Annotated in this window: 26 protein-coding genes; 20 read left to right on the top strand and 6 right to left on the bottom strand. The window is 69.8% G+C overall.

Annotation, left to right across the window (positions count from 1 at the left end; all coding sequences use genetic code 11):
* The first annotated feature begins 115 nt into the window (after window positions 1-115).
* Window positions 116-733 carry a 2-polyprenyl-3-methyl-6-methoxy-1,4-benzoquinone monooxygenase gene (coq7, locus tag I3K84_RS09600; protein ID WP_196995981.1) on the top strand — a complete coding sequence of 206 codons (618 nt, stop codon included), beginning with the start codon at window positions 116-118 and terminating at the stop codon, window positions 731-733.
* Window positions 734-749: 16 nt separating this feature from the next.
* Here the strand turns inward: coq7 and I3K84_RS09605 are convergent, their stop codons facing one another.
* On the bottom strand, window positions 750-1,199 hold the full coding sequence (locus I3K84_RS09605) for an OsmC family protein (protein ID WP_011804132.1): 450 nt from the start codon (window positions 1,197-1,199) through the stop codon (window positions 750-752).
* Between I3K84_RS09605 and I3K84_RS09610 the strand changes: the two genes are divergently transcribed.
* The 4 genes from I3K84_RS09610 (at window position 1,198) to I3K84_RS09625 (ending at window position 4,571) form a co-directional block, all read left to right on the top strand.
* Entirely contained in the window at window positions 1,198-1,419 is a 222-nt protein-coding gene (locus tag I3K84_RS09610) for a hypothetical protein (protein WP_196995982.1), read from the top strand. The genes I3K84_RS09605 and I3K84_RS09610 overlap by 2 nt on opposite strands.
* A gap of 102 nt (window positions 1,420-1,521) precedes the next feature.
* Window positions 1,522-3,084: a threonine ammonia-lyase, biosynthetic gene (gene ilvA / locus I3K84_RS09615; protein WP_196995983.1), complete on the top strand. Its 1,563-nt coding sequence runs from the start codon at window positions 1,522-1,524 to the stop codon at window positions 3,082-3,084.
* A gap of 66 nt (window positions 3,085-3,150) precedes the next feature.
* The gene (locus I3K84_RS09620; protein WP_196995984.1) at window positions 3,151-3,963 is read left to right on the top strand and encodes an adenosylcobinamide-GDP ribazoletransferase; all 813 of its coding nucleotides are present in this window, start codon (window positions 3,151-3,153) and stop codon (window positions 3,961-3,963) included.
* On the top strand, window positions 3,960-4,571 hold the full coding sequence (locus tag I3K84_RS09625) for a histidine phosphatase family protein (RefSeq protein WP_196995985.1): 612 nt from the start codon (window positions 3,960-3,962) through the stop codon (window positions 4,569-4,571). The genes I3K84_RS09620 and I3K84_RS09625 overlap by 4 nt, the downstream gene beginning before the upstream one ends.
* Before the next feature lie 57 nt (window positions 4,572-4,628).
* Here the strand turns inward: I3K84_RS09625 and I3K84_RS09630 are convergent, their stop codons facing one another.
* Complete coding sequence (locus I3K84_RS09630; RefSeq protein WP_011804128.1) at window positions 4,629-5,078, bottom strand: type II secretion system protein N; 450 nt, start codon at window positions 5,076-5,078, stop codon at window positions 4,629-4,631.
* 50 nt (window positions 5,079-5,128) lie between these two features.
* Here I3K84_RS09630 and gspG point away from each other — a divergent pair, with 50 nt between their 5' ends.
* From gspG to I3K84_RS09680, 10 genes are all read left to right on the top strand, one after another.
* Window positions 5,129-5,581 (top strand): type II secretion system major pseudopilin GspG, encoded by a 453-nt coding sequence (gene gspG / locus I3K84_RS09635; RefSeq protein WP_172209150.1) that lies wholly within the window; start codon window positions 5,129-5,131, stop codon window positions 5,579-5,581.
* Window positions 5,582-5,614: 33 nt separating this feature from the next.
* On the top strand, window positions 5,615-6,160 hold the full coding sequence (locus I3K84_RS09640) for a Tfp pilus assembly protein FimT/FimU (RefSeq protein ID WP_196995986.1): 546 nt from the start codon (window positions 5,615-5,617) through the stop codon (window positions 6,158-6,160).
* Window positions 6,157-6,555, top strand: a complete 399-nt coding sequence (gene gspI / locus I3K84_RS09645; RefSeq protein WP_196995987.1) for a type II secretion system minor pseudopilin GspI — start codon at window positions 6,157-6,159, stop codon at window positions 6,553-6,555. Before I3K84_RS09640 ends, gspI begins: the two co-directional genes overlap by 4 nt.
* Window positions 6,556-6,724: 169 nt before the next feature.
* A complete protein-coding gene (locus I3K84_RS09650) occupies window positions 6,725-7,408 on the top strand; it encodes a type II secretion system protein J (protein WP_196995988.1) in 684 nt (227 codons plus the stop codon).
* A gap of 197 nt (window positions 7,409-7,605) precedes the next feature.
* Window positions 7,606-8,553, top strand: a complete 948-nt coding sequence (gspK, locus tag I3K84_RS09655; protein ID WP_231403474.1) for a type II secretion system minor pseudopilin GspK — start codon at window positions 7,606-7,608, stop codon at window positions 8,551-8,553.
* Window positions 8,554-8,612: 59 nt separating this feature from the next.
* The gene (gspL, locus tag I3K84_RS09660; RefSeq protein WP_047349125.1) at window positions 8,613-9,842 is read left to right on the top strand and encodes a type II secretion system protein GspL; all 1,230 of its coding nucleotides are present in this window, start codon (window positions 8,613-8,615) and stop codon (window positions 9,840-9,842) included.
* Complete coding sequence (gspM, locus tag I3K84_RS09665) at window positions 9,839-10,384, top strand: type II secretion system protein GspM (protein ID WP_196995990.1); 546 nt, start codon at window positions 9,839-9,841, stop codon at window positions 10,382-10,384. The genes gspL and gspM overlap by 4 nt, the downstream gene beginning before the upstream one ends.
* 16 nt (window positions 10,385-10,400) lie before the next feature.
* The gene (gene gspN, locus I3K84_RS09670) at window positions 10,401-11,213 is read left to right on the top strand and encodes a type II secretion system protein N (RefSeq protein WP_196995991.1); all 813 of its coding nucleotides are present in this window, start codon (window positions 10,401-10,403) and stop codon (window positions 11,211-11,213) included.
* Between the two features lie 4 nt (window positions 11,214-11,217).
* Window positions 11,218-13,563: a type II secretion system secretin GspD gene (gene gspD, locus I3K84_RS09675; RefSeq protein ID WP_196995992.1), complete on the top strand. Its 2,346-nt coding sequence runs from the start codon at window positions 11,218-11,220 to the stop codon at window positions 13,561-13,563.
* A gap of 12 nt (window positions 13,564-13,575) precedes the next feature.
* Window positions 13,576-14,964 (top strand): GspE/PulE family protein, encoded by a 1,389-nt coding sequence (locus tag I3K84_RS09680; protein WP_047349121.1) that lies wholly within the window; start codon window positions 13,576-13,578, stop codon window positions 14,962-14,964.
* Window positions 14,965-15,094: 130 nt separating this feature from the next.
* Here the strand turns inward: I3K84_RS09680 and I3K84_RS09685 are convergent, their stop codons facing one another.
* On the bottom strand, window positions 15,095-15,619 hold the full coding sequence (locus I3K84_RS09685) for a CZB domain-containing protein (protein WP_011804117.1): 525 nt from the start codon (window positions 15,617-15,619) through the stop codon (window positions 15,095-15,097).
* Window positions 15,620-15,814: 195 nt separating this feature from the next.
* On the opposite strand from I3K84_RS09685, the gene I3K84_RS09690 reads away from it, so the two are divergent.
* From I3K84_RS09690 to I3K84_RS09705, 4 genes are all read left to right on the top strand, one after another.
* Window positions 15,815-16,846: an LLM class flavin-dependent oxidoreductase gene (locus tag I3K84_RS09690; protein WP_196995993.1), complete on the top strand. Its 1,032-nt coding sequence runs from the start codon at window positions 15,815-15,817 to the stop codon at window positions 16,844-16,846.
* Between the two features lie 61 nt (window positions 16,847-16,907).
* Window positions 16,908-18,137, top strand: a complete 1,230-nt coding sequence (gspF, locus tag I3K84_RS09695) for a type II secretion system inner membrane protein GspF (RefSeq protein WP_011804115.1) — start codon at window positions 16,908-16,910, stop codon at window positions 18,135-18,137.
* Window positions 18,134-19,075: a 5'-nucleotidase gene (locus I3K84_RS09700; RefSeq protein WP_011804114.1), complete on the top strand. Its 942-nt coding sequence runs from the start codon at window positions 18,134-18,136 to the stop codon at window positions 19,073-19,075. The genes gspF and I3K84_RS09700 overlap by 4 nt, the downstream gene beginning before the upstream one ends.
* Before the next feature lie 31 nt (window positions 19,076-19,106).
* On the top strand, window positions 19,107-19,484 hold the full coding sequence (locus I3K84_RS09705) for an EF-hand domain-containing protein (RefSeq protein ID WP_196995994.1): 378 nt from the start codon (window positions 19,107-19,109) through the stop codon (window positions 19,482-19,484).
* A 100-nt stretch (window positions 19,485-19,584) separates the two neighbouring features.
* On the opposite strand, the gene I3K84_RS09710 is transcribed toward I3K84_RS09705, so the two are convergent.
* From I3K84_RS09710 to I3K84_RS09720, 3 genes are all read right to left on the bottom strand, one after another.
* A complete protein-coding gene (locus I3K84_RS09710; protein WP_012655649.1) occupies window positions 19,585-20,025 on the bottom strand; it encodes a hypothetical protein in 441 nt (146 codons plus the stop codon).
* 195 nt (window positions 20,026-20,220) lie between these two features.
* Window positions 20,221-20,727 (bottom strand): DUF1854 domain-containing protein, encoded by a 507-nt coding sequence (locus I3K84_RS09715; RefSeq protein WP_011804111.1) that lies wholly within the window; start codon window positions 20,725-20,727, stop codon window positions 20,221-20,223.
* A 16-nt stretch (window positions 20,728-20,743) separates the two neighbouring features.
* Entirely contained in the window at window positions 20,744-23,056 is a 2,313-nt protein-coding gene (locus I3K84_RS09720) for an ABC transporter ATP-binding protein (RefSeq protein WP_196995995.1), read from the bottom strand.
* 251 nt (window positions 23,057-23,307) lie between these two features.
* On the opposite strand from I3K84_RS09720, the gene cphA reads away from it, so the two are divergent.
* Complete coding sequence (gene cphA / locus I3K84_RS09725) at window positions 23,308-25,491, top strand: cyanophycin synthetase (RefSeq protein ID WP_135147760.1); 2,184 nt, start codon at window positions 23,308-23,310, stop codon at window positions 25,489-25,491.
* The last annotated feature ends 26 nt before the right edge of the window (window positions 25,492-25,517 follow it).

The following is a 25,517-nucleotide window of genomic DNA, read 5'->3' on the forward strand; positions in this document are numbered from 1 at the left end:
AACATGGCCAAAACGGCAGCAAAACCGTCTTATTGTTGCTCCGAGTAAGCACTTACCGTACGGTTTTTGCGTTACCTGCGCCATTACGTGCGCGTAAACAACGTTTTTGTTACCCATGGACACACTCCTCATCGCCGCAGATAGTGCCCTGCGAACCTTGTTCGCTCGTCCAAGAGCGGGAGAACCCTCACCGGCACGCTCCCTGCCTGCGGTGGACCTGTCCGTCGAGCAAAGGCGTCTCTCCAGCGCGTTGATGCGCGTCAACCATGTCGGGGAGGTGTGTGCCCAGGGCTTGTACATGGCCCAGTCGTGCGTGACCCGCGCCCCCCAGCTGCGCAGCGATCTCCTGGCCGCGGCGCGCGAGGAGACCGACCACCTGGCCTGGACCCGCGAGCGGCTCGACGCCCTGGGGAGCCGGCCCAGTCTCCTCAACCCCTTGTGGTTCGCTGGCGCCTTCGCCATCGGTCTGGTGGCGGCCCGGGTCAGCGACCAGGCCAGTCTGGGTTTTGTGGTGGAGACGGAGCGGCAGGTATCCGCCCATCTGCAAGGGCACCTGCGCCGCCTGCCGGAGGCGGACCTGCCCTCGCGCGCCATCGTCGACCGCATGCAGCGGGATGAGGAACGCCACGCGGCCCAGGCGCAGGCGGCGGGCGCACTTCCTCTACCGCCCCCGGCGCGTTGGCTGATGAAAGCCGCCGCCAAGATCATGACGACGACTGCACATCACATCTAGTACGTCCCGCCGCGCCTCAGGCCTCGACGATCTCAAAGCCCGTCGTGATCTGCGCGGTCTTGCCCAGCATGATGCTGGCCGAGCAGTATTTCTCATGGCTCATGGCGATGGCACGCTCCACGGCCGCCGGCGGAATGCCGCGCCCGGTCACCGTGAACTGCATGTGAATCTTGGTGAACACCTTGGGATCGACCTGCGCCCGCTCGGAGGTGAGCTTCACGCTACAGCCGCGCACATCGTGCCGCCCGCGCTTGAGGATCAGCACCACGTCGTAGGCCGTGCAGCCGCCCGTGCCGGCCAGCACGGTCTCCATGGGACGCGGGGCCAGGTTCTGGCCGCCGTTCTCGGGACGGTCGGCGTCGGGCGCCCCGTCCATGGCCAGCACATGGCCGCTGCCGGTCTCCGCAACAAAGCCCATGCCGGAGCGCGTGCCGGCGTTGCCGGTCCAGCTGACGGTGCATTCCATGTTGTTTTTCTCCAAAAATCAGGGTGAATCTGTAGCAAATGATGAACGCAGGTGCGATTTTGCTGCAACGCAACAACCGCAGCGCTACAATTCGCCCATGCGTTACCCGCTTCGCACTGTTCGCACAGCGGGGTTCGCACCGATTGTCTCCTCCATCTCCTCAAAGGATGGATTCAGCCCCAGGCTTTACCGCTTGGGGCTTTTTTTTGCCCTGCGGTGAGCCGTCCCTAACCCTGCGGGCGCGCCGTCCTATGATGTGCGCCCGGCTGAGCGCGCCCTGGACGCCCCGTCCGCACGGCAGCGCCGCCCGCCGGTTTGCACCATGACCCAGCCTCTCACCCCGTTCGATTACCTCACAAAGATCCTCACCGCGCGTGTCTATGACGTGGCGGTGGAGTCCGACCTGCAGCCCGCCCGCGCCCTGTCGCGGCGGCTGCACAACAAGGTGCTGCTCAAGCGCGAGGACCAGCAGCCCGTCTTCAGCTTCAAGCTGCGCGGCGCCTACAACAAGATGGCGCAGCTCTCGCCCGAGCAGCTGGCGCGCGGCGTGATCTGCGCCTCGGCCGGCAACCACGCGCAGGGCGTGGCGATGAGCGCCAGCAAGCTGGGCACGCGCGCCGTGATCGTGATGCCCACCACCACGCCGCAGCTCAAGATCGATGCGGTGAAGACGCTGGGCGGCGAAGTGGTGCTGAGCGGCGAGAGCTATTCCGACGCCTACGAACGCGCCGCGCAGCTGCAAAAGGAAGAAGGCCTGACCTTCGTGCACCCCTTCGACGACCCGGACGTGATCGCCGGCCAGGGCACGATCGCCATGGAGATCCTGCGGCAGGTGCAGCAGCTGGGCGGCAAGCTGGATGCCGTGTTCGTCGCCATCGGCGGGGGGGGGCTGATCGCTGGCGTGTCCAACTACATCAAGGCCGTGTGCCCTGGCATCAAGGTCATCGGCGTGCAGATGAACGACTCGGACGCCATGGCGCAATCGGTCAAGGCGCATCAGCGCGTCACGCTGCCGGACGTGGGCCTGTTCTCCGACGGCACGGCCGTGAAACTGGTGGGCGAGGAAACCTTCCGCGTCGCGCAGAACCTGGTGGACGACTACGTGATCGTCGACACCGATGCCGTCTGCGCCGCGATCAAGGACATCTTCGTGGACACGCGCAGCATCGTGGAGCCCGCGGGCGCCCTGGCCGTGGCCGCCATCAAGCAGTACGTGGCCAAGCACAAGACCAAGGGCGAAACCTACGCCGCCATCCTGTGCGGCGCCAACATGAACTTCGACCGGCTGCGCTTCGTGGCCGAGCGCGCCGAGGTGGGCGAGGAACGCGAAGCCCTGTTCGCCGTCACCATCCCCGAGGAGCGCGGCAGCTTCAAGCGCTTTTGCGAGGTGGTGGGGGCCCTGCCCGGCGGACCGCGCAACGTGACCGAGTTCAACTACCGCATCAGCCACGAGCGGCGCGCCCATGTGTTCGTGGGCCTGTCCACCACGGGCCGCGGCGAGTCCGAGAAGATCGCGCGCAACTTCCACAAGCATGGCTTCGACGCGCTGGACCTCACGCACGACGAACTGGCCAAGGAGCACCTGCGCCACCTCGTCGGCGGCCATTCGGCGCTGGCGCGCGACGAGCGGCTGATGCGCTTCACCTTCCCCGAGCGCCCCGGCGCGCTGTTCAAGTTCCTGAGCCTGATGCAGCCCACCTGGAACATCTCGCTGTTCCACTACCGCAACCAGGGCGCGGACTATGGGCGCATCCTCGTGGGCATGCAGGTGCCGGCCGACGACGCAGCGCAGTTCGATGCCTTCCTGCAGACGCTGGGCTACCCCTATGTCGAGGAAACGCAGAACCCGGCCTACCGCCTGTTCCTGCAGGCCAACGGCGCCTGATGCAAGCCATTTTGGCCTCCAGCGCCCGCGCATCAAGCGCTAGCAGCTATTGATTCGATAGTATTCATGCAGACCCTGCGCCACTATCTGCTGGCCGTGCAGTTCTTCACGCGCATCCCCGTCACGGGCCGGCTGGCCACGTGGGTGGGCTACAGCCCTGCGATGCTGCGCGCCAGCAGCGCACATTTCCCCGGTGTGGGCTGGCTGGTGGCCGCCGTGGCGGTGGGCAGCTATGCGGCACTGTGGCTGGGGCTGGGCGGCGCGGGCTTTGCACCGCTGGCGGCGGCGGTGGGCTGCACCATCGCCACGGTGCTGGTGACCGGGGGCTTCCACGAGGACGGCCTGGCCGACGTAGCCGACGGACTGGGCGGCGCCTACCAGCCCGAGCGCGCGCTGGAGATCATGAAGGACTCGCGCATCGGCGCCTTCGGGGCCATGGCGCTGGTGCTGGCGCTGCTGGCCAAGGTGGCCCTGCTGGCGCAGCTCGGCCACCTCGGCTTGTCCAGTGCGCTGGCGGCATTGGCGGGGGGGCATGTGCTGTCGCGCCTGTGGCCGCTCGTCATCGTGCGCGCGCTGCCGCATGTGGGCGATACGGCCACGTCCAAGAGCAAGCCGCTGGCGGACCAGATCTCCGTACGTGCGCTGGCGGCCGCGGCCTTGTGGTGTTTTCCGGCGCTAGCGCTTGTATATCAAGCGCTGGGCGCTTCGGTATTGATAGCAAGCCTGCTGACCAGCGCCGCCGGTGCGGCCTGGATGCTGTGGCGCTTTGCGCGTCGACTGCAGGGCTTTACCGGCGACTGCCTAGGCGCCACGCAGCAGGTGGGCGAGATCGGCTTCTATCTGGGCGCGGCCATCGCGCTGGCGCAACGGGCGGCATGAGCGCGCCGCGCCTGTGGCTGGTGCGCCATGCGCGCCCCAAGGTAGCGCCCGGCCTGTGCTACGGCCGCCTGGACGTTGCCGCCGACGTGCGCCATAGCCGCGAGAGCGCACGCCTGCTGGCACAGGCGCTGCCACCCCGTCTGGCCGCCCTGCACCACTCTCCGCTACAAAGATGTGAGCTGCTTGCGCAGGACCTGCTTGCCCTGCGGGCCGATTTGGCTTCAAAGGCTGAGCCCCGCATCACCGAGATGGACTTCGGCCAGTGGGAGGGCCGCGCGTGGACCGACATCGCCCGTGCGGACATCGACGCCTGGACCACGCGCTTCGGCCACCATGCGCCCGGCGGCGGCGAGCCCCTGGCGGCCATGCTCACGCGCGTGTCCGCCGCGCTGGACGAGGCCGCGGCCCAGGCGCACGCCGGCGGTGGCGATGTGGTCTGGATCACGCATGCCGGGGTGGCCCGCTGCGTGCACTGGCTGCTGACGCACGGCGCCGCACGCATGCCGCTGTCCCATGAATGGCCGCAATCGGCTCCGGGCTACGGCGCCTGGACCACGGTACTTCTGCCACTGAAGGGCCAACCGCAGGCAGCACCGGCGCGCGGTTAGGTTATGGGCGCTCCCGTCGGATATGCAGTCCCCCGCCGGCGCGGGATCCCCGCCAGGTCAGGGCCGCTTGCGCGGCATCTCCAGCGCCAGCGTCGTGGCGCCGTCCATCGACGCCCCCAGCCGCGCAGCGCCCTTGCCCAGGGACTGCAGCACCAGCCCCGGCTCCACATTCGCGCCCACGCGGTAGGGCTTGGCCGGCTTGCCGTCCACCGCGATCAGCGCGGCGCCGCCGCCGCTGGCCGTGCCGGCCAGCACGCCCATGAGCACGAAGCGGCTGGCTGCGGAGGGTGCCGCCTCGGCGGCCGCCAGCACCGGGCTGGCCCCGAGCAGGCGCGCGAGCGCCTGCGTGTCGGTCACCACCGGCTCGGGCGCCGCGGCCGCCGGCGCCGTGCCGGCCGGGCTTGCGGACAGCTTCAACCCCCAATAGACAGCAGTCGCGCCCGCCAGCGCCCAGAGCAGCAGCGTGGCCAGGCGCGGGGCCCAGCGGCCGTATGTGTTTGTCACCATTGCACGATTATGATTGACCGGATATGTCCATTCCGAGTCGCCGCTTCGAGATGCAGCCCAGCCCCTCCTCCCTCGCGCACCGCGCCCGCCGTCGCCTGTCCGCGGGCTTCACCCTGATCGAGCTCATGGTGGTGCTGGTCATCATCGGCGTGCTGGCCGCGCTGATCGTGCCCAACGTGCTGGACCGCGCCGACGACGCCCGCAGCACGGCCGCGCGCACCGACGTCACCAACATCATGCAGGCGCTCAAGCTCTATCGCCTGGACAACCAGCGCTATCCCACAGCCGAACAGGGCCTGCAGGCGCTGATCGCCAAACCGGGCGCCGGCCCGGTGCCGAACAACTGGCGCCCCTACCTGGAGAAGCTGCCCAACGACCCCTGGGGCCGCCCTTACCAGTACCTGAGCCCCGGCATCAAGGGCGAGGTGGACGTGATGTCCTTCGGCGCCGATGGCCAGTCCGGCGGCGAGGGCAAGGATGCCGACATCGGCAGCTGGCAGTAAGCCGCAGGGCCCGGCGCCGGCGCCATCCTACGCATGACACGGGTACACCCCAGCCCAGCGGACGCCGCGCAGGGGCCTCGGCCGGCCGCGCCACTACGCCGCGCCGGCTTCTCCCCCCGTCCCTTGCGCAGCAGGCGAGACAGGCAAAGCCGCGCAGCCGTCGCCCAGCGGGGTTTTACGATCCTTGAATTGCTGGTGGTCATTTCCATCATCGCCCTGGCGACCGCCGGCGTGGGCCTGGCACTGCGCGACAGCGGCGCCACCCAACTGCAGCGCGAAGGCGAGCGGCTGGCAGCGCTGCTGGAGTCGGCGCGCGCGCAATCGCGCGCCTCCGGCGCGGCGGTGCGCTGGCGTGCCGATGCCCAGGGCTTTCGCTTCGAGGGCGTGCCGCCCGACACATTGCCCAACCGCTGGCTGGACAGCGCCACCGGCGTGCAGGGCCCTGCGGAACTGTGGCTGGGGCCGGAACCCCTCATCGGCCCGCAACAAGTGGTGATCGTGAGCGGCGCGCACCCCGACCGCGCGGTGCGCGTGGCCACCGACGGGCTGCGCCCGTTTGCCGTGCAGGCGCTGCCATGAGCCACCGCGCGCGAACGGGCACGGGGGCGCGGCGCCGGCGCGGCGCGGCGCGCGGCTTCACGCTGGTGGAGGTGCTGGTGGCACTGGGCATCGTCGCCATCGCCCTCATGGCAGGGCTGCAGGCCACCTCCGCCCTCACGCGCAACGCCGCGCGCCAGACCGACGTGGTGCTGGCCCACCTGTGCGCCGAGAACGAACTGAGCCGGGTACGCCTGTCGTCGCAGATGCCGTCCATCGGCGACACGCGCGTGGCCTGCGAGCAGGCGGGTCGGCGCTACGACGTGGCGGTGACGGTTTCGCCCACGCCCAATCCACAGTTCCGTCGCGTGGACGCGCAGGTCTTCGAGGCCGCGCTGCCCGTGCTGCGGCTGTCCACCATCGTGGGGCGGTATTGATATGCAACAACCCCCTGAGCGGCCACGCCGCTTCCCCCTTCTCTCGCGCTACGCGCGGGAAGTGGGACGCAGCCGGTGGCCGGGCCAAGCCCGCTCCACGGCTGCTGCTGAGCTGGGTAGCGCCCGTTGCGTAGCATGCGCCCTATGCGACAGACAGCACACGGCTAAGGTGCGCCACCGTACGCTGCGCGGCTTCACGCTGGTGGAGCTGCTCGTGGCCATCGCGGTAATGGCGCTGCTCGCCATCGCCAGCTGGCGCGGGCTGGATGGCATGGCGCGCTCGCAACAGCTCACGCGCGAGCGCACCGACGAGCTGCTGGTGCTGCAGACCGTGCTGGCCCAGTGGGCGGCCGACCTGGATGCCCTGCAGGCCATCGACCATACCGAACCCATCGCCTGGGACGGCCAGGTGCTGCGCCTCACGCGGCGCGGCACGCGCCAGCCCGACGAGGGTGCGCTGGTCGTCGCCTGGGCGCGGCGCAGCGTGGACGGCACCGCCCGCTGGCTGCGCTGGCAGTCCCCCCCGGTGCGCACCCGCGCGGAATGGAATGCCGCCTGGCAGCGCGCAGCCCAGTGGGCGCGCACACCCGGCGAGGCCGAGCGCCGGCAGGAAACCGTGCTGATGCCGCTGGCCAATTGGCAGCTGTACTACTACCGCAGCGGCGCCTGGGCCAATGCGCTGTCCACCGATACCAGCGCCAGCGCACCGCGCACGGTCGGCGGGCTGAGCAGCGCCGCCGCCAGCATCCCCGAGGGGGTGCGCCTGCAGCTCACGCTGCCGCCGGGTGGCGCACTCTCGGGCGTGGTCACGCGGGACTGGGCCAATCCGCTGCTGGGTGGAGGCAAGTCGTGACCGATTCCTGCCCGCTATCCGCCGCCCTGCCCGCCGCCTCCGACACACGCGACTGGCGCGCACCGGGCGAGGGCCGCCGTGTCAGGGTCGTCCCGACGCACTGGTGCCGCCGCCCCGCCCGCGTAACGGGAGCGGTGGGTGGACGCAAAGCCCCTCGGGGTGTTTTTCATCAAGCCGGCGCCGCGCTGCTGGCCGCCATGCTCACCGTGACGCTGGTCGCCACGTTCGCGGCCGCGGCCATGTGGCAGCAGTGGCGCGCCATCGCAGTCGAAACCGCCGAGCGCGCACGTATCCAGTCGGCGTGGATCCTGATCGGTGCGCTGGACTGGTCCCGCCTGATCCTGCGCGAAGACTCCATTGCCCGCAGCGGCGACGGCACCGACAACCTCTCCGAACCCTGGTCGGTGCCGCTGGAAGAAGCGCGCCTGTCCACGTTCCTCGCGGCCGACCGCAACGTGGCCCAGGTGGAAGACGCGAGCACCGACACCACCAACGCCTTCCTGTCGGGCCAGATCACCGACCTGCAGGCCCTGCTGAACCTGCGCAACCTGGCCAACGAGGGGCAGGTGGACGCCACGGCGCTGCGGCAATTCCAGCGGCTCTTCGAATACCTCGGGCTGCCGCGCGCACAGCTGGACATGCTGGCGCGGCAGATGCTGCGCGCCGAGGCCAAGGACAGTGACACCGCGAGCGCCGCGCCGCTGCTGCCGCAAAGCGTGGCGCAACTGGGGTGGTGGGGCCTGCCGCAGCGCAGCGTGGATGCGCTCGCGCCCTACGTCACGCTGCTGCCCGTGCGCACCAAGGTCAACCTCAACACCGCCAGCGCCGTGGTGCTGTGGGCCAGCGCCGACGGGCTGGACATGGCCGAGGCGCAGCGCCTGGTGCAGGCACGCGACTCCAACCACTTCCGCAGCGAGGCCGACGCCGCCAAGCTGCTGGGCAACTCCAGCCGCATCTCGGCCACGGTGCATACGGTGTCGTCCAGCTACTTCGAAGTGCGCGGGCGACTGCGCCTGGACATGGCCGTGGTCGAAGAGCGCTCGCTGGTCTACAAACAGCGCGGGGACGTGCGCACGCTGTGGCGCGAACGCGGCGGCCTCGTGCGCACGACGGCTCCCGGCACTGCGGCCGCTGGTGCGCGCTGACCGGCCGCCTTGGCACGAAGCGTCACATCACGCCCCTAAAATGGTCTGTTAACCCATTCATGAGCACCCTTGTCCTAACCCTGCCCCTGGGAACGCCGGGGCCCGCCGCCGAATACAGCTACACGCTCACGGCCGACGGCCACACCGCCACCCGCCACGCCAGCACCACCGCCGCCTTGCTGCCCGACCCGGGCCGCGCCGGCGAGATCGTGGCCGTGGTGCCTGCGCGCGCGCTGTCATGGCAGCAGGTAACGCTGCCGCAGGGCGCAACGGCCCAGGCCGGCCGGCTGCGCGCGGTCCTGGAAGGACTGCTCGAAGAACACCTGCTCGACGACCCCGCGCAACTGCACTTCGCGCTGCAGCCCGGCGCCCAGCCGGGCAGCCCTGCCTGGGTGGCCGTGTGCGACCGCGCCTGGCTGCGCGGCGCCCTGCAGGCGCTGGAAGCCGCGGGGCGGCCGGTGGACCGCGTGGTGCCCGAGTTCGCTCCCGGCCCCACCGCCAGCGGGCAAGAGGAATGCGACGTGCTCGGCACTCCCGAGGACGCCCAGCTGGTGCTGACCGGCCACGGGCCGCAACAGGCCGTGGCCGTGCTGCCGCTGGCCGCGGCCGCCGCGCTGGCGGCGCGCCCCGCCGATGATGCGCCGCCCGCCGTGCGCGCCGAACCCGCCGTGGCCGCCCTGGCCGAGCGGCTGCTGAACCGCCCGGTGCAGCTGCACACCGCCAGCCAGCGCGCGCTGGTGGCCGCGCGTGGCGACTGGGACCTGGCGCAGTTCGACCTGGCCAGCACCGGCCACACGCGCGCGCTGCGCAAGCTGGGCAGCGGCGCCAGCGCCTTTGCGCGCGCACCCCAATGGCGGGCCGCGCGCTGGGCACTGGCCGTGGCCGTGGTGGTGCAGGTCGTGGGGCTCAATCTCTGGGCGTGGCAGGACCGCCAGGCGCTGGCGGCCAAACAGGCCGGCGTGCGCAACGCGCTGACCCAGACCTTCCCGCACGTCAAGGTCGTCGTGGATGCACCGGTGCAGATGGAGCGCGAACTGGCGCAGCTGCGCCAGGCCGCCGGCAGCGTGTCGCGGCGCGACCTGGAGCCGCTCATGGCCGCCGCAGGTGCCGCGCTGCCCCCGCCGCGCGTGCCCACGCAGATCGAATATGCCAATGGCGAGCTGCGCCTGCGCGGCCTGGAGCTGGCACCCGAGGAACTCACCGCCATGAACCAGCGCCTGGCCGCGGAAAGCCTGAGCGCGCAGCCGCGCGATGGCGCCCTGCTGGTGCGCGCCGAGGACCGCCCATGAACACCCGCCCCGCTTCGACCTCGCCCGCGCCGGTTCCCCCTGCGCTGGCCGCGCTGCGCGCCCACTGGGGCCGCATGGCGCCGCGCGAACAGTCCCTGGTGCTGGCCGCCGCGGCCGTGGTGGGGCTGGCCCTGCTGTGGTGGGTGCTGCTGGCGCCCGCACTGCAGCAGTTGCGCGGTTCGGGCGCGCGCCACGCAGCCGTGGACGCGCAACTGCAGCGCATGCAGGCCTTGCAGGCCGAAGCGCTGCAGCTCAAGGACGCGCCCCGCCCACCCGGCGGCGAGGCCCTGCGCACGCTGCAGACCACGCTGGCGCAGCAATTGGGCGCAGCCGCGCAGATGAACGTCGCGGGCGACCGCGCCACCGTCACCTTCAAGGGCGCCCCCGCCGAGGCCCTTGCCCAGTGGCTGAACCAGGCGCGCAGCACCGCGCGCGCCGTGCCGCTGGAAGCCCGCCTGGTGCAAAGCGCCGCGCCCGCCAACGCCGCCGCGGCCGCCGTCCGCTGGGACGGCACGCTGGTGCTGGCGCTGCCCCCGCAATAGTCCACGCCCCCTGCCCGTGCCACGCTCCCCGCGCCCGACCCCTTCGCTGACACTGCCGCGCGCGCCCTGGCGCTGGGCCGTGGCCGGCGTGTGCCTGGGCGCGCTGCCCGCGCTGGTGCTGTGGGCCCCGGCGCGCTGGCTGGCCACAGGCGTGCAGCAGGCCAGCGGCGGGCAACTGCAGCTGCAGCAGGCACGCGGCACCGTCTGGAACGGCTCGGCCCGCCTGGTACTGACCGGTGGCGCCGACAGCCAGGACCAGGCCGCCCTGCCCGGCCGGCTGCAGTGGCAGCTGCGCCCCGCGTGGAACGGGCTCAGCGCCCGCCTGACGGCCGACTGCTGCATTCCCGCCACCGCGCCGCTGCAGGTGCAGGTGGCGCTGGGCCTGGGTGCCGTGCGCGCCCAGGTGGCCGATGGCCAGAGCCAGTGGCCGGCTGCGGCGCTCGCGGGCCTGGGCACCCCCTGGAACACCGTGCAGCCGCAGGGCCGCCTGCAGCTGCGCACCCAGGCGTTCGCGCTGCAATGGGCCGCAGGGCGCCTGCAGATGCAGGGCCAGGTGCAGCTGGATGCGCTGGGCCTGTCCTCGCGCCTGTCCACGCTGCGGCCCATGGGCAGCTACCGGCTGCAGGTGCAGGGCGGCGGCGCGCCCACGCTGCAGCTGTCCACCCTGGAGGGCGCGCTGCTGCTGTCGGGCAGCGGCCAGTGGGTGGGCAAACGCCTGCGCTTCACGGGCGAGGCCAGCGCCGCGCCCGGGCGGGAGGCGGCCCTGGCGAATCTACTGAATATCATCGGGCGGCGCAGTGGCGCGCGCTCCATCATCACCGTGGGTTGACCCTATGACCAACTTGCCCCGCCACCCCCTGCGGTTCACTCTTCATTTGATAGCTGCCAGCGCTTTATTGACGGGCGTTAGCAGCCAAATTCATGCACAAACCTCCGGGCAGCGCGCCGGCAGCGTGCGGCCCAGCGAGCCGGTGACGCTGAACTTTGCCAACGCCGACATCGAGGCCGTGGCGCGCACCATGGCCACCATCACCGGCAAGAACGTGGTGGTGGACCCGCGCGTGAAGGGCCAGATCACGCTGGTGACCGAGAACGCGGTGCAGCCCAACGCGGCCTTCCAGCAGTTCCTGGCCGCGCTGCGGCTGCAGGGCTTCACGGTGGTCGAGTCGGCGGGCCTGTACAAGGTCGTGCCCGAGGCCGATGCCAAGCTGCAGACCGGCAACGTGAGCGTGTCCCAGGGCGGCGCGGGCGGCACGCCCGCGGGCGGGCAGATCGTCACGCAGATCTTCAAGCTCAACTTCGAGAACGCGGCCAACCTGGTGCCGGTGCTGCGCCCGCTGATCAGCCCCAACAACACCATCAACGTGAACCCCGGCAACAACGCGCTGGTGATCACCGACTACGCCGACAACCTGCAGCGCCTGGCGCGCATCGTGGCGGCCATGGACGTCTCCAACGCCAGCGACGTGGAGGTGATCCCGCTGCAGCACGCCATCGCCACCGACCTGGCGCCGCTGGTGTCGCGCCTGATCGAGGGCGGCAGCGCCACTGCCACAGGCACTGCGCAGGGCGTGGCCCAGGGGCAGACCGACAATTCGTTCAAGACCACGCTGCTGGCCGAGCCGCGCAGCAATGCGCTGATCGTGCGCGCGGCCAACCCGGCGCGCGTGGCGCTGGTGCGCTCACTGGTGGCCAAGCTGGACCAACCGGCCGCGCCGGGCAGCTCCGCTGCCAGCGGCAACATCCACGTGGTGTACCTGAAGAACGCCGACGCCGTGAAGCTGGCCACCACCCTGCGCGCAGCGCTGGGCAGCGCGGGGGGCAGCGGTACCAGCAGCGGCGGCGGCACGGGAACCGGCAACCTGTCGGGCGGCCTCACGCGGACCGGCGCATCGGGCCTGGGCCAGACCAGCGGCCTGGGCAACAGCACCAATGCCAGCGGCAATGCCGGGGGCCTGGGCAGTTCGGGCCTGGGAACGGGCCAGGGCAGCAGCGGCAGCAGCGACGCCAACCAGCCGTCCACCGGCGGCATCATCCAGGCCGACCCGACGACCAACTCGCTCATCATCAGCGCGCCCGAGCCGCTGTACCGCCAGATCCGCGCCGTGATCGACAAGCTGGACGGCCGCCGCGCGCAGGTGCTGATCGAGAGCCTGATCGTGGAGGTGAGCGCCAACAAGGTGGCCGAGTTCGGCATCCAGTGGCAGGGCGTGCTGGGCAATTACGGCAGCACGCTGGGCGTGCTGGGCAACAACTCCAGCGTGGCCGGGCGCAACATCCTGGATCTGGCGCTGGCGGCGGCCACCGGCAACGTGACCTCCATCGCCAATGCCAAGCCGGCCGCCGGCATGAACCTGGCCGTCGCGCCGCGCATCAACGGCAAGTACTACCTGGGGGCGCTGGCCAACTTCCTGGAAAACACGGGCGACGCCAACGTGCTGTCCACCCCCAACCTGCTCACGCTGGACAACGAGGAGGCGCAGATCATCATCGGCAACAACGTGCCGTTCGTGACGGGCTCCTACGCCAACACCGGCGGCAGCGGCGGCGCGGTCAACCCGTTCACCACCGTGGAGCGCAAGGACGTGGGCCTGATGCTGCGCGTGCGCCCACAGATCAACGAGAACGGCACCGTCAAGCTCACGATGTACCAGGAGGTCTCCAAGGTTGCGGAGAGCACGCTGTCCAATGCCAACGGCCCCTCCACGAGCAAGCGCTCCATCGAGTCCACGGTGCTGGTGGATGACGGCAGCGTGATCGTGATCGGCGGCCTGCTGGAAGACAGCTATGCGCTGGGCCAGGACAAGGTGCCCGTGATGGGCGACCTGCCCGTGGTGGGCGGGCTGTTCCGCAATGAAAAGCGCACGCGCCAGAAGACCAACCTGATGGTCTTCCTGCGCCCCATGGTGATCCGCGACAGCGCCACCAGCGACGCGCTGATGGTGGACCGCTACGAGGCCATTCGCGCGCTGCAGCAAAGCACGCAGCCCGCGCCCAGCACGATGATGAGCGGTGTGTCCGAGGCGCCGGTGCTGCCGCCCCTGCCCACCCCCGCCTCGTCCGCCGCGCCCGTGCAGCCCGCGGCCGCACCTGCGCCGCTGGCGCCGCTCGCACCCCAGCCGCCCGCGCGCACCGCCACGCCGCCCAGCATGGGCCAGTCGCCCTACAGCCCGCAGTAAGGGGCCCGCCGCATGCGCCACCCCCTGCCCTACGCATTTGCGCGCAGCAGCCAGCTGCTGCTGGAAGATGACGGCCAGCAGCTCGTGCTGTGGCACGGCCCGCAGCCGGACGCTGGCGCGCTGTCCGAAGTGCTGCGCAAGCATGCCGTGCACCAGTTCATGCCGCTGGACGCCCCCACGCTGGCGCAGCGCATCAGCGCGGCGTATTCGCAAAGCGAGTCCAGCGCGGCCACGGTGGTGAGCGAGGTGGAGGAAGGCGCCGACCTCTCGCGCATGATGCAGGAGCTGCCCGCCGTGGAAGACCTGCTGGAGTCCGCGGGCGACGCGCCCATCATCCGCATGCTCAACGCCCTGCTCACGCAGGCCGTGCGCGACGGCGCGAGCGACATCCACATCGAGCCCTACGAGCGCCACTCCAGCGTGCGCTTTCGCGTGGACGGCACGCTGCGCGAGGTGGTGCAGCCCAACCGCGCGCTGCACGCCGCGCTGATCAGCCGCCTGAAGATCATGGCGGACCTGGACATCTCCGAAAAGCGCCTGCCGCAGGACGGGCGCATCAGCCTGCGCCTGGGCACCCGCGCCGTCGACGTGCGCGTATCCACGCTGCCCAACGCCCATGGCGAGCGCGCCGTGCTGCGCCTCTTGGACAAGAGCGAGAGCAAGCTGAACCTGGAGGCCGTGGGCATGCAGGGCGAGGTGCTGGCGCGGCTCGCGCACCTGATCCAGCAGCCGCACGGCATCATCCTCGTGACCGGCCCCACGGGCTCGGGCAAGACCACCACGCTGTACGCGGCGCTGGCGCGGCTGGACGCCGCGCGCAGCAACATCATGACGGTGGAAGACCCCATCGAGTACGAGCTGCCCGGGGTGGGCCAGACGCAGGTCAACGCCAAGATCGACCTGACGTTTGCCAAGGCCCTGCGCGCCATCCTGCGCCAGGACCCCGATGTGATCATGATCGGCGAGATCCGCGACTTCGAGACCGCGCAGATCGCCATCCAGGCCTCGCTCACCGGCCACTTGGTGCTGGCCACGCTGCACACCAACGACGCGGCCAGCGCCATCACGCGCCTGACCGACATGGGAGTGGAGCCGTTCCTGCTGTCCTCGTCGCTGCTGGGGGTGCTGGCGCAGCGCCTGGTGCGCAAATATTGCGGCGAGTGCCACGGCGCAGGCTGCGACCACTGCGGCCATACCGGCTACGCGGGGCGCACCGGCGTGTTCGAGCTGCTGGTGGTGGACGACGCCATCCGCGCGCAGATCCACAACCAGGCCCCGGAGGCCGAGGTGCGTACCCAGGCCCTGGCCGGCGGCATGACGCTGATGCGCGACGATGGCGAGCGGCTGATCCACGCCGGCATCACCAGCCGCGAAGAAGTGCTGCGTGTAACGCGCGACTGAGCGGACAGGCCGCAGCGGCGCCTTTCAAAAACAGGAGCGCGGCGCGCTTGCCAAGTCTGGGTTTTCAATACGAATTGCATTGAAAACCATTACAGACAAGCGCCAATAGCTCCTATATCAATAGCGCATTTCAGCGTTCACCTGCGGCCATCGGCTGGGGAGGACGCTTCCCGTGGTCCAGCCCGCGCTGCAGCTCCTTGAGCAGCAGCACCACCTGGCGCGACGCATGCTGGCAGCTCTTGAACGCCTGATCGGCCCGCAATTGATCGCCCTGCGCCAGATGCGTCAGCAGCACAGCCGCCTGGTGGTGAAAGTACTGGTGGCGGCGCATCAGCATGTCGAAAGCAGGAAAGTGCCCCAGCGCCACGCGCCCGCTGCCGTGCAGCCAGCGGCCCAGCTCGGAACAGGTGTCGTCCACCACCGTTTCGGGACGCAGCTGTTCGTCGCGCGCGCCCGCCAGCGCTTGGGCCAGCCAGGGCAGCCAGCGCTCGTGCATGACGATGGCAGCCTCGATGTCGAACGCCGCCAGGAGCCGCGAAGCCTCTTCGTCGTACAGCACCAGCGCGCTGGCCTCGCTCGCAGGCAGCGAAGTCCAGTCCTCAGGCGCGGCCAGGCCGTCGGCACGCGGCTGAAACAAACGGCTGAAGAACCCCATAGACACCCCCCGCACGCCCCGTGCATCACTTCCTGGCAGCGTCGCACAGGACGCCAAAAGTGACAATATGTTTCGTGTGTTGATTTAAAACAAATTCAGTATATCAATAGCAAAACGCTATGCACCATGCGGGAACCTCTGCCCACCATACCCACGGCGCAGCACGGATTTCACCCGCCGCCCACAATCGGTGCCATGACCACACATTCCCTGCCTTTACTTTCCATGCTTGATCTCGTGGCCGTGCGCGAGGGCGGCACCGTGGCCCAGGCACTGCAGATCGCCGTGCAGACGGCGCAGCATGTGGAGGCGCTGGGCTTCAAGCGCTACTGGCTGGCCGAGCACCACAACATGCCGGGCATCGCCAGCTCTGCCACGGCCGTGCTGGTCGGCCACGTGGCCGGGGCCACGCGGTCCATCCGCGTGGGCTCGGGCGGCATCATGCTGCCCAACCATGCGCCGCTGGTGGTGGCCGAGGCCTTCGGCACGCTGGCCGAGCTCTACCCCGGCCGTATCGACCTGGGGCTGGGCCGCGCACCCGGCACCGACGGCGCCACCATGCGCGCCCTGCGCCGCGACCGCGTGGAGACCGAGGCCGACTTCCCCCGCGACGTGGCCGAGCTGCAGCAGCTCTTGGCGCCCGCGCAGCCGGGCCAGCGCATCACCGCCGTGCCGGGCGCCGGCACGCAGGTGCCCCTCTGGCTGCTGGGCTCCAGCCTGTTCTCGGCGCAGCTGGCGGCGCAGATGGGCCTGCCCTATGCCTTCGCCTCGCACTTCGCGCCGCGCATGCTGCACGCGGCCATCGACATCTACCGCCGGCTGTTCCGCCCCTCGCCAGCCTGTGCCAAGCCCTACGTGGTGATCGGCGTGCCCGTGATCGCCGCACCCACCGATGACGAGGCGCAGTACCTGGCCAGCAGCACCTACCAGCGCGTGCTGGGCATTCTCACCGGCCAGCGCGGACTGCTGCAGCCGCCCGTAGAGGGTTATCTGCAGAGCCTCGCGCCGCAGGAGCGCGCCGCCGTGGCCGACTTCCTCGCGGTCGGCGTGGTCGGTGGCCCGCAGACCGTGCGCGCGGGCCTGCAGGCGCTGGTGGCCGCCACGCAGGCCGACGAATTCATGCTGGTGAGCGACGTGTACGACCCGGCGCTGCGCCTGCGCTCGCTGGACATCACCGCCCAGGCGCACGCGGCACTGTCACCCGCAGCGGCTACCATGGCGGGCTGAACGGGTCGACTGCGGCCCGCCCAGTTTGCCCCTGCTCGCCCACCGCCGCTGACTTTCCCGCATGCCCGCCTATTCCTTCGAAGCCCTGGACGCCCAAGGCCATGTGCGCCGCGGCACCCTGGAGGCCGACAGCCCCAAGGCCGCCCGCAGCCTGCTGCGCGCCCAGGCCCTGGTGCCCCTGGATGTGGAGGCGCTGGCCGCTGGCACCGCCCCCGGAACACCCCCCACGCTGGCGCAGCGGCTGTTCACGCGGCCGGTGTTCAACGCCACGGGGCTGGGCGTGTGGACGCGCCAGCTCGCCGGGCTGGTGGGCTCGGGCCTGCCGCTGGAGCGTGCGCTGACCGCGCTCGCCGAAGAGGCGGACGACGAGCGCCAGCGCCACCTGCTGGCCGCGCTGCGCGCCGAGGTCAACGCCGGCTCCACCTTCGCGCGCGCGCTGGCGCAGCACCCGCGCGAGTTCTCCGACATCTACTGCGCCGTGATCGGCGCGGGCGAGTCCAGCGGCGGCCTGGCCGAAGTGCTGGACAGCCTGGCGGACGATCTGGAGCAGCGCCAGGCCTTGCGCGCCAAGCTCATCGGCGCCGCGCTGTACCCGGCCATCGTCACCGTGATCGCGATCGTCATCGTGCTGTTCCTGGTGGGTTATGTGGTGCCGCAGGTGGCCAGCGTATTCGCGGGCACCAAGCGCGCCCTGCCCTTCCTCACGGTGGCCATGCTGGCCTTGAGCGACGTGGTGCGCAACTACGGCTGGGCGTTGCTGGGCGGGCTGGTCCTGCTGGCGTTCGGCGCCCGCGCCGCGCTGGCCCAGCCGCGGCTGCGCGAGAAGTTCGACGCCGCCTGGTTGCGCCTGCCGCTCGTCGGCAAGCTGGCGCGCGGCTACAACGCGGCGCGTTTCGCCGGCACATTGGCCATGCTGGCAGGCGCGGGCGTGCCCATTCTCAAGGCGCTGCAGGCCGCGGCCGAGACGCTGAACAACCGCGCCCTGCGCGCGGACGCACTCGACGCGCTGGTGCTGGTGCGCGAGGGCGCGCCGCTGGCCTCGGCCCTGGCGCAGAAAAAGCGGTTCCCCGGCCTGGTGGCCATGTTCGCGCGGCTGGGCGAACAGACGGGCCAGTTGCCCACCATGCTGCAGCGCGCCGCCACGCAATTGGGCACCGAGGTGCAGCGCCGCGCCATGCAACTGGCCACGGTGCTGGAGCCGCTGCTCATCGTGGCCATGGGCGGCATCGTGATGCTGATCGTGCTGGCGGTGCTCATGCCGATCATCCAGCTCAACCAGTTCGTCAAATGAGCGCCACTCTGCAGGACAAGCTCGTCGTCGCGATCTCCTCGCGCGCGCTGTTCGACTTCGAGGAAGAAAATCGCCTGTTCGAGGCCGGCGACGAGCAAGCCTACATGCGCCGCCAGCTGGAGCTGGTGCATGAGCCCGCGCGCCCCGGCATTGCCTTCCCTCTGGTGAGAAAGCTGCTGGCGTTCAACACGCCCGATGCCGCGCGCGTCGAGGTGGTCATGTTGTCGCGCAACGACCCTGCCAGCGGCATGCGCGTGTTCGCCTCGGCCAAGGCGGCGGGCATGCGCATCGAGCGCGGCGTGTTCACGCGCGGGCGCAACCCGTTTTCCTATCTGCGGCCATTGGGCGCGCACCTCTTCCTTTCAGCCAACGAGACGGATGTGCGCGAGGCGCTGTCCATCGGCTTTCCCGCCGCGCGGGTGATGATCGACTCCACGCCCGCCGGGGACCGCTATCCGCGCGAAGTGCGCATCGCCTTCGACGGCGACGCGGTGCTGTTCTCCGACGAGGCCGAGCGCGTGTACCAGCAGGGCGGCCTGCCGGCCTTCCTGCAGCACGAGGTGTCCCATGCCGCCACGCCGCTGGCCGAAGGGCCGTTCAAGCCGCTGCTGGCCGCGCTGCACCGGCTGCAGCAGCAGGCGGACGCCTCGCAGATGCGCATCCGCACCGCGCTGGTCACCGCGCGCAGCGCACCGGCGCACGAGCGCGCGATCCGCACGCTGCTCGACTGGGGCATCACCGTGGACGAGGCCATGTTCCTCGGCGGGCTGGAAAAAGGCCCCTTCCTGCGCGAGTTCGAGCCCGACTTCTTCTTCGATGACCAGACGGGCCACGTGGCGTCCGCCGCACGCCATGTTCCGGCGGGGCATGTCAGCAGCGGCATCGCCAACACAGCGGCCGCGCTACAGGGTGATACAGCCCGCCCCCCGCGGCGTTGAACCAGTGGCGGCGCGCCGGCTCTACTCCTGAATGTTGCCTTCACGCTCCTTCCGCCCCTTTACACGCCTGCTGACGGCCCCGACAGCCTGCGCGTGGCTCATGGCCTGCGCGCTGGCGGCTCCGCTGGCCGCTCAGGCGCAGGGCGTGGCCCATGCCACCGCGCCCCGGCACAGCGCCAGTGCGCCCCTGACCAAGGGCGAGATCAAGGCGATCCGCCAGTTCGAGATGCTGGATTTCAACGGCGACGGCAAGCTCAGCCGTGCTGAAGTGGCCATCGTGCCCAAGGTGGCTGCGGCGTTCGATGATGCGGACACCAACCGCGACAACTACGTGACGCTGGACGAGGTGCGCGCCTTCGCCATCAAGTACCGCGCCGAGCGGGACGGCGCCCGCGCGGCGGCGCGCTGAGAGCGCCGGCGGACCCAAAAATACCAGTCCAATTGGCCTCCAGCGCTTTACCAATAAGCGCTAACAGCTACTTATCTGATAGCAACCGTCGTGACACCACTCACAAGCCACCCGTGCGCTTGACCTTGGGATCGGAGTACGTGAGCGACTGACGGTCCTGCACCTGCTGGGCCAGTCGCTCCTGGAGGGTGTTCTTGTTGATGTCTTGCGCCAGCTCCACCGCACTGCCGCTGGCACGCCACATCGACTGGATGAATTCCAGCAGTTGCTTGTAGATGGGCTCCTTGGGCGGCTCCTCGGGCTCCTTCGGGGCTTCCTTCTTGGCCTCGGCCAGGGTCCAGTCGCGGTTGTTTTCGTCGGGCGCCGAGGGCTTGGTGGGCTCGCGCAGGCTGGCCCCCTCGCCCAGGCGGTCCGTGGACTCGACAGGATTGGCAGCGTTCACGGGCCGCACCGCCACGGCCCCCGAAGCGCCCGTGGAATACAAGTCCGCGCCCGTGGTACGCCACTGGGCGGGCGATCGGTCTACAGGTGGCAGTTGCATGGCATGGGTCCCCTCGTGAATGCGGCCGGCGGCAGTCGCAACTACCACCTCGTCGTACATTCATTACGGCAAACAAAAGGGGAAATTGAGGCCTTATTAGCCTTTTGTCACAAATTCATGCGGCAACCATGTCTGATTGACGTGGGCTATGACAGGGACAAACGGGCACAGGCCGCGCCAGGCAAGCGCCAGACGCTATAAAAAACGCTCCAGCAACTTGCGCGATGCACGGTCCAGCGCCGTGACATCCGGCACATGGAACTGCAACCCGTCGCTGGCCGCGATGAGCAGCTTGGTGCGCCCCTCCAGCCGGCGGATGTCTTCCTCGCCCTTGAGCACCAACTGCGTGGCGCCGCGGTCGGTGTCCACCTCCCAGGTACTGGGGGTGGAAAAGCTCGACACGGAGCGGATGCGCGTGATGGTGGGCACAAACTCACGCGCAGCCAGTTCCTCCTCGACCAGCGCACGCACGGCGGGCGCCAGCTGTTCCAGGCGGGGCACCCAGGCCAGTTCATGGCCGTCCGGCCCGACCAGCGACAGGCCTTCGCCGGGAGCGGCAATGGGAAAGGCGCGCACGGGCGTCACGCCCACATGCGCGGTGCCGTCGGCCGCGCGCAGCACCAGCCGGCCATGGGGATTACGGTGCAGGTCCCAGCCTGCCGCGAGTGCCGAAGCGGTAGAGGGGAATGTGTGAAGGGTCATCGCGTGTCTTTCTCGCTCAGGTGTTGCCCGCGGGGTGAGCGGAGTGCTCGCGCACTTCGATGCGCACGCCCGCGGCCTGGGCGTCTTCCTCGGCACGGCGCGCCTGCGCCTCGTACAGGCGCCAGTAGGCACCCTGCTTCTCCATCAGTTCGTCGTGCGGCCCCACTTCGACGACCTCGCCCCGGTCCATGACCACCAGGCGGTCGGCCTTGCGCAGCGTAGACAGGCGGTGGGCGATGGCGATGGTCGTGCGGCCCTGCACCAGGTTGTCCAGCGCCTTCTGGATTTCCTTTTCGGTTTCGGTGTCCACGGCGGAGGTCGCCTCGTCGAGGATCAGGATGCGCGGGTCGATGAGCAGCGCGCGCGCAATGGAGATGCGCTGGCGCTCGCCGCCCGACAGGCCCTGGCCGCGCTCGCCCACCAGGCTGTCGTAGCCATGCGGCAGGCGCAGGATGAACTCGTGCGCATGCGCGGCGCGCGCGGCGGCGACGATCTCCTCGCGCGTGGCGTCGGGCTTGCCGTAAGCAATGTTCTCGGCAATGGTGCCGAAGAACAGGAAAGGCTCCTGCAGCACCAGGCCGATGTGGCGGCGAAAATCCGCCACCGCCATGCGGCGGATGTCCACGTCGTCCACGAGGATGGCGCCGTCGCTCACGTCGTAGAAGCGGCTGATGAGGTTGACCAAGGTGCTCTTGCCGGAGCCGCTGTGGCCCACCAGGCCGATCATCTCGCCGGGGCGGATGGTGAGCGACAGGTTCTTGATGACCGTGCGGCTGCCGTAGCGAAAGCCCACATCGCGCATCTCGATGGCGCCCTGCACGCGGTCCACCTTCACCGGGTTGACGGGGTCGGGCACGTTGCTCACATGGTCCAGGATGTCGAAGATGCGCTTGGCGCCGGCTGCCGCCTTTTGCGTGACGGAAACGATGCGGCTCATCGAATCCAGCCGTATGTAGAAGCGCCCGATGTAGGCGATGAAGGCCGCCAGCACGCCCACGGTGATCTGGTTGCGCGCCACCAGCCAGATGCCGAAGCCCCAGACCACCAGCAGCCCCACCTCCGTCATCAGCGAGACGGTGGGCGAGAACAGGCTCCAGGTCTTGTTGAGCTTGTCGTTCACCTCCAGGTTGTGCTGGTTGGCGGCACGGAAGCGGTCCGCCTCGCGCTTTTCCTGGGCGAAGGCCTTCACCACGCGGATGCCGGGGATGGTGTCGGCCAGCACGTTGGTCACTTCGGACCACACGCGGTCGATCTTCTCGAAGCCGGTGCGCAGCTTGTCGCGCACGGTGTGGATCAGCCAGGCGATGAAGGGCAGCGGCACCAGCGTGACCAGCGCCAGCCACGGGTTGATGGAGAACAGGATCGCCGCCGTCATCACGATCATCAGCACGTCGGTGGCGAAATCCAGCGCGTTGAGCGACAGAAAGACGTTGATGCGGTCGGTTTCGGAGCCGATGCGCGCCATCAGGTCTCCCGTGCGCTTGCTGCCGAAATAGTCCAGCGACAGGCGCATCAGGTGCTCGTAGGTGGTGGTGCGCAGGTCGGCGCCGATACGCTCGGACACCAGGGCCAGGATGTAAGTGCGCGCCCATCCCAGCGCCCAGGCCAGCAGCGCTGCCAACAGCAACCCCCCCAGGTAGAGCAGCACCATGCCGGTGGGGATCTGCTGGCCGCTCTGGTAGGGAATGAGGATATCGTCCATGAGCGGGATGGTCATGTACGGCGGCACCAGCGAGGCGGCGGTGGAGGCCAGCGTGAGCGCGAAGCCCGCGGCCAGCTGCTTTTTGTAAGGCCGTGCGAAACGCCACAGGCGCAACAGCACCCAGGTGGAGGTCTGCGGCGCCTGCTGGCGCGCGCAGGCCGTGCACTCGTCGCTGTCGGGCGGCAGCGGCGTGCCGCACACGGCGCAGCGCGGCACGTCTTGCGCTTCGGGCGCGATGGCGCCTTGCAGGCTGTCCAGGCGCTGCACCTGGGCGTCCAGCCGCTGCTGCAGGTGCAGCGCCTGGGGATGGCGCCCCAACGTGAAGCGCCACAGCGCCAGGCGCCGGTCGGCATCGTGCAGCTCCACCGTGCCCACGCCGCCATGGTCCAGCAGCCGCAGCGCCATGCCGGGCGCCAGCGGCCATTCCTGCGCCGGCGCGTCACCGGCGCGCGCCAGTAGGCGCCGCTCGGTCAGCACCAGCAGGCCGGGGGCAAAGCGCAGGTCGGGCGTCAGGTCAACCTCGAAGGCGGCCTGCACGTTTTCGTCAGGAGCGAGCACTGCCCGCATCTCGGCCCCCCAGGGGCCAGACAAGACACCCGAGGCGTCCACAGAATGGTGATGTTGCATTTGGTTTTGTATGTCCACCCCCGCACGGACGGGGCGTTGGCGGGCCAGTCCGCGCCCATGGGGGGCATTGTCGGCCACCGGGCCCCAGGCCCTTGCGCCGCCGCGGTATCCCCTCGTAACGCACATCATCAGCCCGCGGCTGACACCCGCCAGTGCTGAGCTGCGCCAGTATCGGCGCACAATCTCTGCCCATGGGCATCGCCACATCCGCCGCAACCCGGCAGATATCCGAATCTTCCACGCTGCACTTCATGGCCAAATTCAACGATATCCAACTCCTGCGCACCACCTATCTGCGCGGCCCCAGTGTCTGGACCTACCGCCCGGTCCTCGAAGTCTGGCTGGACCTGGGGGAGCTGGAAGACTACCCCTCTAACAAGATTCCCGGCCTCAACGAGCGCCTGACCACCTGGCTGCCGGATCTGGTGGAGCACCACTGTGGCGTGGGTGAGCGCGGCGGCTTCCTGCTGCGCCTGAAGGAAGGCACCTGGATGGGGCACGTGCTGGAGCACGTGGTCATCGAGCTGCTCAACCTCTCGGGCATGCCGGCCGAGTTCGGCCAGACGCGCGAGATCTCCCGGCGCGGCGTGTACCGCATGGTGTTCCGCTGCCCCGAAGAGGCCGTGGCCCGCGTGGCGCTGGAGCATGGCCACCGTCTGCTGATGGCCGCCATCAATGACGAGGCATTCGACCTCAAGGCCGCCATCCACGCCATCAAGACCGCCATCAACGACCGCTACCTGGGCCCCAGCACCGGCTGCATCGTGGACGCCGCCAGCGCCCGGCGCATTCCGCACATCCGCCTGAACGACGGCAACCTGGTGCAACTGGGCTACGGCGCCGCGCAGCGCCGCATCTGGACCGCCGAGAGCGACCAGACCAGCGCCATCGCCGAGGGCATCGCCCAGGACAAGGATTTCACCAAGCGGCTGCTCGCCTCCTGCGGCGTGCCCGTGCCCGAGGGCCAGATCGTCCGTAACGCCGATGAGGCCTGGGAAGTGGCGCAGGAGATCGGCCTCCCCGTTACGGTGAAGCCCTCGGACGGCAACCACGCGCGCGGCGTGACGCTGGAGCTCTCGCGCGAGGCCGATATCAAGGCCGCCTTCGCGCTGGCCGAGCCCGAGGGCTCGGATGTCATCGTCGAGAAGTTCATCGACGGCGTGGAGCACCGCCTGCTGGTGGTGGGCGGCAAGGTGGTCGCCGCCACCAAGGGCGAGACGGTCAGCGTGCACGGCAATGGCCAGTCCACGCTGCGCGAGCTGGTGGCCGTGCTCAACGAAGACCCGCGCCGCGGCCCCGAGCAGGAGTACCCGCTGGACTGGATCGACGTGGAAAAAGGCGCCGTGCAGCTGGAGCTCAAGCGCCAGGGCGTGACGCCCGACACCGTGGTGCCGTCGGGCCAGGCCATCTTGCTGCAGCGCAACGGCAACATGGCCATCGACTGCACCGACGACGTGCACCCCGACGTGGCCTACTACGCCCAGTTGGCCGCGAAAATCGTGGGCCTGGACATCGCCGGCATGGACATGATCCTGCAGGATGTCTCCAAGCCCATGAAGGAACAGGGCGGCGCCATCCTCGAGGTGAACGCCGGCCCCGGCCTGCTGATGCACCTCAAGCCCACCAGCGGTGCGCCCCGCCCCGTGGGCCAGGCCATCGTGGAACACCTGTTCCCGGTCACCGACGAAGGCGCCGGCAGGGGCACGGGCGCGGGCCGCATTCCCATCGTGGGCATTGCGGGCACGCGCCACAACGCGTTCACCGCGCGCTTCGTGGGCTGGCTGCTGCAGCTGTCGGGCAAGCTCACGGGCGTGGCCAGCAGCGAAGGCATGTTCCTCAACAACCGCCGCACACAAAAGAGCGCCACCGCCCACTGGGCCGGCGCGCATCGCCTGCTGACCAACCGACTGGCACAGGCCGCCGTGATCCAGACCACCGCCCGCTCCATCCTGGAGGAAGGCCTTGCCTATGACCGCTGCCTGGTCGGCGTGGTGACCGACATGGACGGTTTCGAGACCCTGGCCGACCATGACGTGCTGGAGCAGGCCCAGATGACGCGCGTGCTGCGCACCCAGATCGATGTGGTGCTGGACGAGGGCGCAGGCGTGCTCAATGCCGACATCGAGCAGGTGGCCGACCTGGCGCGCCTGTGTGATGGCGAGGTCCTTCTGTATTCCCTGTCGCCAGACAACCCCTTCGTCGCCGCGCATCGGGCCGAGGGCGAAGGCCGCGCCGTGTTCGTGCGCGGCGAGCAGGTGGTGCTGGCCACGGGCGCCAGCGAACGCGTGCTGGGCACGCTGGACGCCCTGAGCCTGCCCGGCGGCCACCGCCCCGACACGGCCGCGATGCTGGCCGCGATTGCCGCGGCCTGGTCCATGGACATCGGGCCGGACCTGATCGCCGCGGGCATCAAGACCTTCGACTATGCCGCGTGACGCCGCCGTTGCTTTCAAAAGCATAG

It is taken from the genome of Diaphorobacter sp. JS3051, assembly GCF_015832135.1.
Lineage (GTDB): Bacteria > Pseudomonadota > Gammaproteobacteria > Burkholderiales > Burkholderiaceae_C > Diaphorobacter > Diaphorobacter nitroreducens.

Bases quoted from the DNA above. Each gene is read 5' to 3' on its own strand.
- I3K84_RS09610 (WP_196995982.1), top strand. From the start codon at position 1,198: ATGTTGTTTTTCTCCAAAAATCAGGGTGAATCTGTAGCAAATGATGAA.
- I3K84_RS09690 (WP_196995993.1), top strand. From the start codon at position 15,815: ATGACCACACATTCCCTGCCTTTACTTTCCATGCTTGATCTCGTGGCC.
- cphA (WP_135147760.1), top strand. From the start codon at position 23,308: ATGGCCAAATTCAACGATATCCAACTCCTGCGCACCACCTATCTGCGC.
- I3K84_RS09625 (WP_196995985.1), top strand. From the start codon at position 3,960: ATGAGCGCGCCGCGCCTGTGGCTGGTGCGCCATGCGCGCCCCAAGGTA.
- I3K84_RS09715 (WP_011804111.1), bottom strand. From the start codon at position 20,727: ATGACCCTTCACACATTCCCCTCTACCGCTTCGGCACTCGCGGCAGGC.
- gspK (WP_231403474.1), top strand. From the start codon at position 7,606: ATGCTCACCGTGACGCTGGTCGCCACGTTCGCGGCCGCGGCCATGTGG.
- I3K84_RS09685 (WP_011804117.1), bottom strand. From the start codon at position 15,619: ATGGGGTTCTTCAGCCGTTTGTTTCAGCCGCGTGCCGACGGCCTGGCC.
- I3K84_RS09630 (WP_011804128.1), bottom strand. From the start codon at position 5,078: ATGGTGACAAACACATACGGCCGCTGGGCCCCGCGCCTGGCCACGCTG.
- I3K84_RS09620 (WP_196995984.1), top strand. From the start codon at position 3,151: ATGCAGACCCTGCGCCACTATCTGCTGGCCGTGCAGTTCTTCACGCGC.
- gspD (WP_196995992.1), top strand. From the start codon at position 11,218: ATGACCAACTTGCCCCGCCACCCCCTGCGGTTCACTCTTCATTTGATA.
- I3K84_RS09705 (WP_196995994.1), top strand. From the start codon at position 19,107: ATGTTGCCTTCACGCTCCTTCCGCCCCTTTACACGCCTGCTGACGGCC.
- I3K84_RS09720 (WP_196995995.1), bottom strand. From the start codon at position 23,056: ATGCAACATCACCATTCTGTGGACGCCTCGGGTGTCTTGTCTGGCCCC.
- gspL (WP_047349125.1), top strand. From the start codon at position 8,613: ATGAGCACCCTTGTCCTAACCCTGCCCCTGGGAACGCCGGGGCCCGCC.
- I3K84_RS09640 (WP_196995986.1), top strand. From the start codon at position 5,615: ATGACACGGGTACACCCCAGCCCAGCGGACGCCGCGCAGGGGCCTCGG.
- coq7 (WP_196995981.1), top strand. From the start codon at position 116: ATGGACACACTCCTCATCGCCGCAGATAGTGCCCTGCGAACCTTGTTC.
- gspM (WP_196995990.1), top strand. From the start codon at position 9,839: ATGAACACCCGCCCCGCTTCGACCTCGCCCGCGCCGGTTCCCCCTGCG.
- I3K84_RS09710 (WP_012655649.1), bottom strand. From the start codon at position 20,025: ATGCAACTGCCACCTGTAGACCGATCGCCCGCCCAGTGGCGTACCACG.
- I3K84_RS09605 (WP_011804132.1), bottom strand. From the start codon at position 1,199: ATGGAATGCACCGTCAGCTGGACCGGCAACGCCGGCACGCGCTCCGGC.
- gspI (WP_196995987.1), top strand. From the start codon at position 6,157: ATGAGCCACCGCGCGCGAACGGGCACGGGGGCGCGGCGCCGGCGCGGC.
- I3K84_RS09680 (WP_047349121.1), top strand. From the start codon at position 13,576: ATGCGCCACCCCCTGCCCTACGCATTTGCGCGCAGCAGCCAGCTGCTG.
- ilvA (WP_196995983.1), top strand. From the start codon at position 1,522: ATGACCCAGCCTCTCACCCCGTTCGATTACCTCACAAAGATCCTCACC.
- gspF (WP_011804115.1), top strand. From the start codon at position 16,908: ATGCCCGCCTATTCCTTCGAAGCCCTGGACGCCCAAGGCCATGTGCGC.
- I3K84_RS09700 (WP_011804114.1), top strand. From the start codon at position 18,134: ATGAGCGCCACTCTGCAGGACAAGCTCGTCGTCGCGATCTCCTCGCGC.
- gspG (WP_172209150.1), top strand. From the start codon at position 5,129: ATGCAGCCCAGCCCCTCCTCCCTCGCGCACCGCGCCCGCCGTCGCCTG.